This is a genomic window from Rummeliibacillus pycnus, assembly GCF_002884495.1.
GTDB classification, from domain to species: Bacteria; Bacillota; Bacilli; order Bacillales_A; family Planococcaceae; genus Rummeliibacillus; species Rummeliibacillus pycnus.
Map to the genome: position 1 here is coordinate 2,391,762 of NZ_KZ614145.1, position 11,309 is coordinate 2,403,070.

General features: G+C 33.2%; 5 protein-coding genes. 2 read left to right on the forward strand and 3 right to left on the reverse strand.

Annotation, left to right across the window (positions count from 1 at the left end):
• Positions 1-21: 21 nt before the first annotated feature.
• Positions 22-1,515, reverse strand: coding sequence for a hypothetical protein (locus CEF14_RS11755; RefSeq protein ID WP_102693027.1), 1,494 nt, complete (start codon positions 1,513-1,515; stop codon positions 22-24).
• Between the two features lie 842 nt (positions 1,516-2,357).
• Here CEF14_RS11755 and CEF14_RS11760 point away from each other — a divergent pair.
• Both CEF14_RS11760 and CEF14_RS11765 read left to right on the forward strand, forming a co-directional pair.
• Positions 2,358-3,752 carry a T9SS type A sorting domain-containing protein gene (locus tag CEF14_RS11760; protein WP_102693028.1) on the forward strand — a complete coding sequence of 465 codons (1,395 nt, stop codon included), beginning with the start codon at positions 2,358-2,360 and terminating at the stop codon, positions 3,750-3,752.
• Positions 3,753-3,969: 217 nt separating this feature from the next.
• A complete protein-coding gene (locus CEF14_RS11765) occupies positions 3,970-6,504 on the forward strand; it encodes a hypothetical protein (RefSeq protein ID WP_102693029.1) in 2,535 nt (844 codons plus the stop codon).
• Between the two features lie 472 nt (positions 6,505-6,976).
• Here CEF14_RS11765 and CEF14_RS11770 read toward each other — a convergent pair whose 3' ends face one another.
• Positions 6,977-9,637 (reverse strand): toxin-antitoxin system YwqK family antitoxin, encoded by a 2,661-nt coding sequence (locus tag CEF14_RS11770; RefSeq protein WP_102693030.1) that lies wholly within the window; start codon positions 9,635-9,637, stop codon positions 6,977-6,979.
• A gap of 765 nt (positions 9,638-10,402) precedes the next feature.
• Positions 10,403-10,825, reverse strand: coding sequence for a hypothetical protein (locus CEF14_RS11775; RefSeq protein ID WP_102693031.1), 423 nt, complete (start codon positions 10,823-10,825; stop codon positions 10,403-10,405).
• Positions 10,826-11,309: the final 484 nt, after the last annotated feature.

Consider the following 11,309-nt stretch of genomic DNA (forward strand, 5'->3'; position numbering starts at 1 on the left):
CATCAGAATTTGCTAAAAGAATTAAAGTGTTGCCTCTTCTACTTCAATACCTTCAAAAGAAATATTACTGCCATTACTGCCTTTAACACCCGAAACATCTAATTGACCGTTTACTTTAATATTAGAAAAGGTAATTTTAGATGCCGTTCCAGTTAATACTAAATTCCCATTAATAACGGCATTCTCTAGTTTAGAAAATCCAGTGATGTCTACTTTGATGTTTCCTTTAAAAACTTTTGCTTTATCAGAAGTACCGTTAAACTCTTTTGGTGAAACTACTTTTATGTCTCCTTCTCCGCCATTTGCTCCCCCGATTGCAAATGTAATATCAAATGTAATCTCCACTGTTACAGCTTTACCATCTTTTGTTACAGTTGCTTTCACTATTGAACCAGCTGTTGCAGAATCTACTGTTGCAAATTTTGAACTATTGTTAGAAAACTGTGCACTTCCAGATACTGTTGTGAATGTAACTTTATCCGCATCTATTAATGGTACTGATTGCACACCGTATTGATCAGTTGTTTTGAAATCTGCAGCTCTTAATAAATCAGCTAGACTATATGCTTTTGTTACTTTATCGATTACCTTAACTTTAGATGTAGGTTCTTTCGTACCACTTCTAAATACTTCTACTTTCGAAACTTTTGAAGGATCAATGGAGTAAGTTACAGGGACAGAAATTTTTTCACCTGTTTTAGTAATTGTAACAATACGGTTAACTGTCTTTTCCGTTGTATCTTTCCCGTTTTCCTTAAAGAAAGCAGCATTTAAAGTAGGAGTAGCCGTTATAGTGTATTCGCCTTTTGCTTTGTCTAAAGTAATCTTTTCCGCTTTTGTTGAAGCTAAAACTACAGGCTCGTCTGAAGTATATTTTGAATCTTTTGCTGCTGAAGCAAGGGTGTAACTACCTAAAACATAAACTGTAGGAACTCTGTTTGCAGTGTAAGTAACGATTAAACCTTCTTTGTATGATTTTAAAACTCCGTTTGCATCTTTTATTGGGCCGTTTGCTAAAGTAGCATTCAAGTAATATTTTCCTTCAAATAATGCAAGTCCTACGTTAAGAACACCATTTTTGTAGTATTTGCCTTCATAAAGACCTGTTGTTACTTTCTTAACACCTTTTACGTAGTAAGCACCTTTGTAAGTACCTGTAGCTTTTACACCTTTTTTATAGTAGTACCCTTTGTATAGACCTGTTGTTACTTTTTTTACACCTTTATAGTAGTAAGCGTCCTTGTAAATGCCTGTAGCTTTTACGCCGTTTTCAAAATAGTACTTTTTGTTGTAAAGGCCAGTAAGTTTTTTACCGTCTTTATAAAGCTTACCCTTGTAAGATTTATAACCTTTCACTGCTTTGTTAGTTTTTGCGTTTACAAGTATACCTTTGCTAGTCACGCTGTAAGTAATTTTTGCTGAAGCATCTACACCCGGAACACCCACTGCAATCGTTAATACGGAAGCACCAAGAACATATGCTGTTGCAGATTTAACAAATTTAAAATTTGTCACAACTAAAAGTCCTCCTTAATGGTTATTATTTCTATTTAGTTGATTTAAATTGGAAAAGATGAACATCCTAATTATTTACTATTAAAAACAATATTTCCACCTCCTTATCTATAAAAAAACTTAATATTTACAAATTTAATATTTTAAAAATATACCTTGATCATCCAGTAATAAAACCAACTGTTAGAATTTTTTTCTTTAAATAGACATGCTTGAAGGTAATCATTGTCTAGGTATTGTATGTTGCTTTTAGAATACTCATGAATCTCCCTCCTAACTAAAAAACTCTCATGCACGAATACATGAGGGTTAGAATTTAAGATCATAATATATATTTAAAAAGAGAATCCAATTGCTATGAATCTAAAAAAACTCCGATCTTCAGAAGAAGATAGGAGTCTTTGAATCAGTTCGTCCAATGTGGATAGAGGGATGTTTCAATTCGTCTTCTGTGACTGGTAACAAAACCTTATTTTAATATTTTCTTGATTCTGATTGAATACTTGCAGCAAAAGAATTTACTTCATATGGATTAATGATAACTTTTAACCCTTTTATAATCCAGAAAAGTTATAGATGGCTTCGCAAGTTTTTTTAGACAAATCATAAAATATACTTCATGGTATTTCTTCAAATATTCTAATATAAAAACACCTGATTTTCTTTTTACAATCAGGTATTTTACATTTATTTTAATAATTAGATCAAATTAGTATTAAGCTAATGTTATTTAAAATCTATCAACGGTCTACAAAAATAATCCATTTATACGATTTCTCCATACATGGAAAATATGGTATTTTATATAGGTATAAAATATTAATACTAAGGAGTTGGATTTAGTGAAAAGAGTTATTCAGTATTGTTCTCTTGTTTTGCTGTTCACTTTATGTGCAGTTGGTTTTAATATATCTCACGCACGTGCAGCTGCAGGAAACCTTGCATTTAACACATGGAAAACCGAATTTATCAAAACCGTTCAGGGCGAAACGTATACACTTAATATTCCTAAAGACGGTGTCGTTACATTAGAAATGAAAAATAATCTTAATGCAAAATGGGATATGGTGCTAACAAACAAGAACCAAAAAGAATTACTAACAATGACTTCGACAACATATATCTTAAATGGCAATTCAACGAAGAAAGAAATTGGCATTCCTAAAGGAACTTATACTTTACAAATCAAAGGTAACTGGGGCAACTTTGATACAACAGCTAGCCTTTTCCAAGTAAAATACAGTGCTCGCTCAGATTTTGAAAAAGAAGATAATACATTACTTCAAGATGCGAATGCTATTTCACTTAACAAAGCATATTACGGAAATATCAGTTCAAGCAATGACCAAGATAGCTATAAATTCACAGTAAGAGCTAACAGTAACATTACTTTAAATTTAAGCAATCATAAAGATGTACAATGGGACGCTGTGATCTATGATGCCAGTGAAAGAGAATATCTACGATTGAGAAGTAAAGATGCAAATTCAGGGAAAGTAACAAAAAATGTAGGATTATCACGTGGTACTTATTATGTAGTTGTTCGACAAATGGATTCACCTAAATACGCTAATGAACGATACAACTTTAAAGTTTCTACGAATACAAACCAAAACGTTGAACAAGAAAATAACGACTCCATGTCTAGTGCAACAGTCATTCCATTCGCTACTAATTATACAGGAATCATCTCAACAACAAGTGATTTTGACTATTATCGTGCAGAGATCAAAAAGAATAATACGTACACAGTATTTTCACTTCGTAATAAGGCTAATACTTCTTGGTTAGTAACCATTTATAACGAAATGGGCGGAGAAGTTGGTAAATTTACTACCAAAAATACAAATTCAGGATCATCTTCATTCTCGACTTACTTACCGCAAGGGTTGTACTACGTTCGTGTGACAGATAATTCAAACACAGTGAATAAACCATATACAATCAATGTTTACACAAAAACTAAATCTGCTGCTCCTTCCACAAAAAATATTTCAGTAACAAACAAAAAAGGTGCCAAAGATACAGTTACCGTAAAAAAAGTAAGTAAACAAATTGTGGTTCGTATCTATAACTCAAAAGGTAAATTGTTAAAGAAATCCACTGCTACTTCTACTACAGTGAAAGTAAGTAAATTAAACCTTGGCAAAAAAGCTGGTACAATTTACGTAACAATCCAAAAATCAGGTCAATTAGAAAGTTCTAAAACAAAAGTGAATTTTAAAAAGGAAAAATAACAATCAAATTACCAAACTTTATAAAAACCCTTGCATTTCGACAAATGCAAGGGTTTTTAACATCAATCCACCTACCATAACCCATAAACTAAATCCTCTTAAATCATTTGAATATTTTCGCTCAAAATTATGGTAAATTAAACCTATATAGTTGATAATTAGAATAGAAGTGATGGACAAAATTGATAATCACATATAAAAAAGGAGGATATTATTCGTGTTACAGTATAAACTTGCTAAAACCGCAACTGCTCTAGTACTTGGAGCTTCAGTTCTAACAACTTCAGTAGTCCATTCAGGTGCAGAGGCTTCTGCAAAAACCACTTACAAAGTGACTAAAAATGGCATTCTCGTAAATGCAAAAACAAATAAATTCATTAAAGGGTACAAGTCTTTTAATGGTGTACTATTTAAAGACGGTAAATCTTTTACTGGTATTTACAACAAACGCTACTACAAAATCGGTGTGAAAGCTACTGGTACTTACAAAGGGGCTTACTACGTAAAAGGTGTTAAAAAAGTAACCACAGGTACTTACGCTGGTGCTTATTATGTGAAGGGAATCAAAAAAGTCGCAACAGGTACTTATGCCGGTGCTTACTATGTGAAGGGGATCAAAAAAGTAACCACTGGTACTTATGAAAATGCATACTATGTAAAAGGTAAAAAAGTGGTTGATACGGGTCTTTATAAAGACAAATTTTATAAAGATGGCGTACTCAATGTAGGACTAGCACTATTCAATGAAAAATACTATTTTGATGCGGATCTAGCAAATGATACATACCTAGATAACGGGGTTGAAAAAGCATTTGAAGGTGGACTTGTTGTTGGCCCTAAAGTAAAGTCTTTGGAAACCGTAAACGCAAAACAAATTAAAATTACTTTCAATCGTTCAATAGATGCATCAACGATTATCGGGGAAGCAAATAGGTTGAAAAATATAACAGTGACAAAAGTGGGTTCCTCTACTCTAACGGATTTAACAGCTGAAGTATCAGCAGATAAAAAATCAGTAATCATCACAGCTAGTTCTGGTACGATTTTCTCTGGTTCCTACGCGGTAGAAGTAACAGATCAAGTAGAAACAACGACTAAAGAAAAATTCGCAGCCAACACTCAAATTGTAAGAGTCGATGATAAAACGGCTCCAACCTATGTGGATTTTACAAAACAAAATGCTTCTACCTTTGTTTTTAATTTTTCTGAACCCATCAATGATTTAGGATTAATCGTATTAAAATATACAGATGGTTCTTCTATTCAAGTACCAGCGGATAATATCACAATTGAAGGTTCTTCTATTAAAATTGTATTACCTTCCACTGTGACAGCTGGCAAAGATATTAAAGTAGCATTCACGGGTTTAACGGACTATGCTACCAATATCCTTGAAACACCATTCTCTGTCACCATTCAAAAAGGTGAAAAAGATGGTGTAGCACCAGGGGTTACTAGTGTAACACCTATAAATGCCAAAAAATTCACCATCAAATTCTCTGAAGGGGTTCAAGAGTTTGACAAAACAGACCTAGCTATTTCTGGTTCGAACGCTTCCATCAAAACAATCACTCAAGATAAAACAGATAAAACAAAATACATGGTAGAGTTAAATTCTGCAGTATCAGGCTTAGTGAATGTATCAATAGCTGACAAATCATACACGGATCTATCTGGGGAAGCTGGGAAAGCATTCAATCAAATCATCAATTTTGTAGCTGATACTGTCAAACCAACTGTAACTGCTTCACTTTCTATGGATAAAGACGACAAACAAGTATTAACCCTTACAACCAGTGAAGATACAACACTAGTTGCTTCAGGTACAATCATTCTACCAGCAAAAGCTGTTAAAAACTATGTGACAGCTACAGGCAATATAAAGTTTGAAGCTGCAGATTTAACACCGGTACCAGGGTCTTCAACTCAATACACAATTGCATTATCTAAACTAAAGTTTGAAGATAAAGCACTCGAAAAAGATACTACTTACACAGTAGACTTAATCGCAAATGTATTTGCCGACGTAGCAGATAACCAAAATACTGCCAAAAAATCTGCATTCTCATTCACACGCGGTGAAGACAAAGATAATGCAAAACCAGTCATAACGGACAAACAAGTGACTGTTGTGGACAATGATACATTTACAGTGGACTTCGGTACGGATGTAGCTATGGACAATTCAACAATAGTCCATAAAGATAACTACTACGTAGCAGGTGCGATCGTTGACTCTGTCACTTTAAATGCAAATGGTGTAGCTACAGTAAAACTTGTCTCTGGTTCAAACAACTATTCTGGAAACCGTACTGTAAAAATTAAAGGCATCAAAGCACTAAACGGTAACACGATGGATGATTTTGTGACAACTAAATCATTCAACGAAAATGTAAAACCAACAATTTCTTCAGCAAAAGTTTCTAAAATTGTAAAAGCAACACCAGCCGATTCCAATAACCCTGCAAACCCAGGCTCAACAACTGTGATTGTGACATTCAGTGAAGCCGTAAAAGTTAATAATGACACAACATACAAACTAACTATTGGTGGTAAAGAAGTAACAGGCACAGTTGCATCGGTATCCAAAACAACTACAGCTAACAAAGAAGTAACTCTAACGATCAATAAAGAATTAACAACTACTGACTTTACAAGTGGCGTGATCTTAACATCCGATGATTATCAAATTGTAGATGAAGCTAATAATAAAGCGGATATAGCAGATAACGGGATTGTTGTGACTTTATAGTTTTTGGTGTCACTTATAAAGATTTATAAAGATGATCTTAATCTGTTATGATTAAGATCTTTTTTATAGCACCTTCGGCGATTAAATAAATTCTGTATATTTGTTGATTGAACACTTTCGCTAGTAGACATCCAAAAATTAATAGCATTATATTACTCAAATCAATTTTCCAATTTTCCACCTTGCATTGAAGTAGAAAATGAATAAAATAGTAAGTTGTTTTTATTTCTATACATTTATATAGATTTGGGGTAAAATCTCAATCTCTATCTAATATATTTCAGACTCCCTTTATTACAGTTAAAAGCCTTAACTTCAATCTAACACCTAGATTTATCTTCTTAAATAAAAAAGAAAAGACCTCACTCTCTAAAGAGAGCGAGGTCTAATTCATTTAAGAATGTTTGGTTGACCACTAAGAGTCTTTATTATGGGATTTTGCCCAAATAAGAACCTAAACTTTCTATACTAATTATTTTACGTTAATATTGATTGCCTTAGTTGCAACAACTGGGTTACCAGCAGTTGTTGTATCAACTACTTTATAAGTTAATACACCTTCAACAGGACCAGCTACTGTTACATTATCAACTGCATTTGTACCAGGAGTTACAGTACCAGTTGTAGATACTGGAGTATATGATACAACCAATTTACCAATTACTAAATCTGCAGCAGTTTTTGTACCATCATCATTTACATCTACATAGATATTATCAGTAGCATCAATGCGAACTTTGTGAGCTGAAGTTGCATCTAAAGTAACACCGTTAAGAATAGCATCTTTACCAGTTACACCATCTGTTACATCTAATACAGATTTATAGTTAAGCGTTGTAGTATTATAATCAATTGTTGCAGGTGATTTCCAAGTTACACCAGTAATTTTAGAAGCACCCATTGAAACTGTGATTGTTTTAGTAGCTACTACATTGCCAGCAGCATCTTTAACAGTAACAGTTGTAGTACCTGATTTTTTAGCATTAAATTTAAAGAATGAACCTGTACCTAATGTTACATCTCCATTGTCAGCTTTACCATTACCTGCACCGCCAGTTAATGCAGTTGTATCTAAGCTAATAATATCCTTATTGTATAGAACTTGATAATTAGATAAGTCAGAAACGTCACCATTATAAACGCCTTCTGATGAATATTTTTTAACTTTATAAGCAACTGAATTGTCACTTGCTAAATCTCCATTTAATGTATCATCAGAAGATAGAGATGATGCATCATATGCTAAATCTAGTTTAGATGAATTATTAACTGCTGTTGTTGTTGCTACAAAGCTACCCAATACATTTCCATCTACATCTTTAAATGTTACAGTACCAGTTTGACCAGCAACTGTTGGAGCAAACGATAATGAACCTTTACCAGAAGCAGCAGATGTTGTTAAATCACCAGTTACACTAGTTAATGAAGAAGGATAAACTTCATTGATATCACCTGTAGCTGCAGCAAATGGATCGCCATATTGGTCAGTTGCAGTAAATGAAGTTGTATTTGTTCCACCAACAATTAGTTTTACTGAGCTTGAACTTGGTGTTACTTTAGCAATTTTACGTGCAGTACCTTTAACATTTACTGTTACTTGTTTTGTAACAGTTCCTACAGTAATTGTAAGTGTTGCAGTACCAATACCGTTAGCTGTGATTACATTATTAGTTGGATTAACAGATACTACTGTTGGATCAGAAGATTTTACAGTATAACCAGTTGTTCCGTATTCAGCAGAACTTGATCCAGTACCAACAAGTAAATAATCGAATTGAGCTGTTTCGCCAACTACTAAAGTATTACTATTGGAAACGAATGCTCCGCCAACTTTTAAATCTGCTTCTTTAATAGTTGTTGCAGAATTATCAATGTTAGCAATATTAAAATCTACTTTGTCAGATGTTAAAATTGTTGATCCTTTAGCAATTGTTACTTGTGCTTTGTAAGCACCTGTTGGTAATGCTGCAGTATTAATAAATTTACCATCTGTGCTTATTGCAGAACCAAATAAATCATTAGTTTTATCAACTCCTGAGTTATTCCATGCACGAATTTGTACAGAATATCCTGCTGATACCAAATAATCAACTGAAGTTGGAACACCATCTACTAATACAGTTAATTTTTGATCTTTTCTATCATCATCAAAAGTAGCAGTTTGAAGAGCAACAGCTTTTGGTCCAAATTTATAGTTAACTGTGAAATCTTTAGTTTCAGTACCAACTTTTACAGATGCTTTAACATCAGTGTTAGCAGGTAAAGTACCGTTTAATTTAACTGTAGCTGTTTTCCAATCAGCTGATGGAGTTACAGAAACAACTTCATTTCCAGCAACTGTGATATCAGCAGCTTTTAGTTTACCAAGAGCAGCACCAGAAAGTGTGATTTCTGATTGGTTAGCTGCGCTTACAGAAGCAACTGCAGTTGGAACTACAACACCGTTTTCGTAAGCGTTAGTGTCGTTGTTGTATTCAATTACGCCGTTTGCAAGACCAGCATCTTTGTATAGTTTTTCTTGGAATAATGCAAGACCAATGTTAAGTACGCCATCTTTGTAAAGTTTTTCTTTTTCAAGTGCGAAACCTTTAACAAGTACGCCTGCTTTGTAAAGTTTGTCTTTGTATACGCCAGTAACTAGTTTACCGTTAGTGTAAACTTTACCATTGTATTCGCCTTCAACGCGTTTACCGTCTTTGTAAGTATAACCGTATTTAGTTACGCCAGTGAATTTAACACCTTTTACGTAATATACGTTTTTAGAAGTTTTACCAGTGTAAAGAGCGCCTTTTACATAGTATTTACCGTTATAAGTACCAGTAGTTACTTTTTTAACGCCTTTTACGTAGTAAGCACCTTTATAAGTACCTGTAGCTTTTACGCCACTTTTATAGTAATACTTTTTGTTGTAAAGGCCAGTGAATTTTTTACCGTCTTTATAAAGTTTACCTTTATATGATACGTAACCTTTCACTGTTTTGTTTGTTTTTGCGTTTACAAGTGTACCGTTTTTGTTCACTTTGTAAGTAGTTTTTGCTGAAGCATTTGCGCCTGGAACTACTACTGCACTAGTAAGTACAGAAGCACCAAGAACAAGTGCTGTTGCAGACTTAACAAATTTGAAATTTGCCATGAATTAAAATCCTCCCTTATTGGATATGATTAGCATTTTGCTGGTTTGTATGTTTCATCAGCTAATCATGCTTAGCCTAATTATCGACTATTGGAGGGAGAATTTCCACCTTTTTTTCTGTAAAAATATTCAACAAATAAAGTCTAATATCACTATTTTATCAAAATAAACAGAAAATCATTATACATATTTTCACAAATTACAATGTTTTTACAAATTATCTGTGATTAATACAATTCAATCCCAATACATAGGTATATAGGTTTATTTTAGAGAATAATAATCTACTAATTTTAAGTGATTTTTATGTATTTTTTCGGTTGTAATATTTGCATATAAATGAAATAAATCTATTTTTTCGTAAAAACACATATCTCCCATTCGGAATATCTGAATATTTTGAGTTTCTTCCTTTATATATAATGTTTTTTTATCAGAAGATTTTTAAATTTTTTTGAAGATCCCATTTAGCTATTCAATGACAGATTCCAAGATATAGTATCACTATTACAATTGTTACGAAAATGATGGATTTTGTAATAAAATAGCAGATGGTTTTCATTCAATTTTAGTGATTGTTTCCTTAACTATTAATTGGTCCTTTAAGGATTTTGCTCGTTAATCTCTTATAGTGGATTATTCAAAAGGATGTGATCGAGTGGTGGAATCATTATGGGGAAACGGAGAAGTGGATTACTCCATATAAAAAAGTCCATCTGAAAGCTTTATCCTCTCAGATGGCGTTGTATTCAATAACATTCTATTTTAAACATATTCTGAAAAACCGTATTTGAATATACTCTCTCGAATCTCTGGTAACGTGAAAATAAGAGAATCTTCATTTACTTCTTCATAATCAAAAAGTACCTCATTCCCCCAGATGGTGATGGGAACATCTTTGAATAACTCGTCTAAGTACTCTCCAATAATAGCACTTGGTTCATATTCTGGATTTAAAGAATAGGATGCTTTTGCATGATTTTTCTTCACTATAACAATTCCCCTATTGGTCAACTTAGATAAACGTCCTCTAATCCTTGTGACCTCTTGCTTTTTACTTTGCTTTTTCCATCTTAACCAGAACTTTTTTGTTTTAAAAACAATTCTTTCAATACTCGTTGGTTCTCCAATTTCATCTAGTGCCAATAATATGGCCAGATCAAATTGCGTGTCTATTAAATGTTTCATCATGATCCCCCTTCAAGTTATTTGAAGCCAGAGTTTCATATGTTCTAAGGCATAATGATGTTTAAACTAAGATGGTGAATTAGTCATTGAAAATCAATTTAGAATTGTAGTATTCGTTTTGGGCGTTACTTGTTTATTTGCTCTTTTGATCATTGTATTTGTATTCCTATCCAATTATGTCTTTCATACTAGAGAATTATAGGGATGTTTTTTAAGGATTCTGGCAAGGATTTTAAATCAACAATTTTCTCTATTAAAAAATGAAGCTGGCAAAGTTTGTTGGTTTACTCGCGAGTTTGGGAGATTTACTCGCGCTCTCGGTGGATTTACTCGCGAGTTTGTTCAGTTTATTTGCGACTTTCGGCGTTTTATTTGCGATTCCAACAATTTAGGTCCTATTCGGTTTCTTTTGGATTGCTTGATCAGGAGTGGCTGCTATTTCTATCAATCTCTTCCCGGTCAATGGAATCCAAATTAAAAAAAC

Coding starts and splice junctions, on each gene's coding strand:
- CEF14_RS11775 (WP_102693031.1), bottom strand. CDS start 10,825: ATGAAACATTTAATAGACACGCAATTTGATCTGGCCATATTATTGGCA.
- CEF14_RS11770 (WP_102693030.1), bottom strand. CDS start 9,637: ATGGCAAATTTCAAATTTGTTAAGTCTGCAACAGCACTTGTTCTTGGT.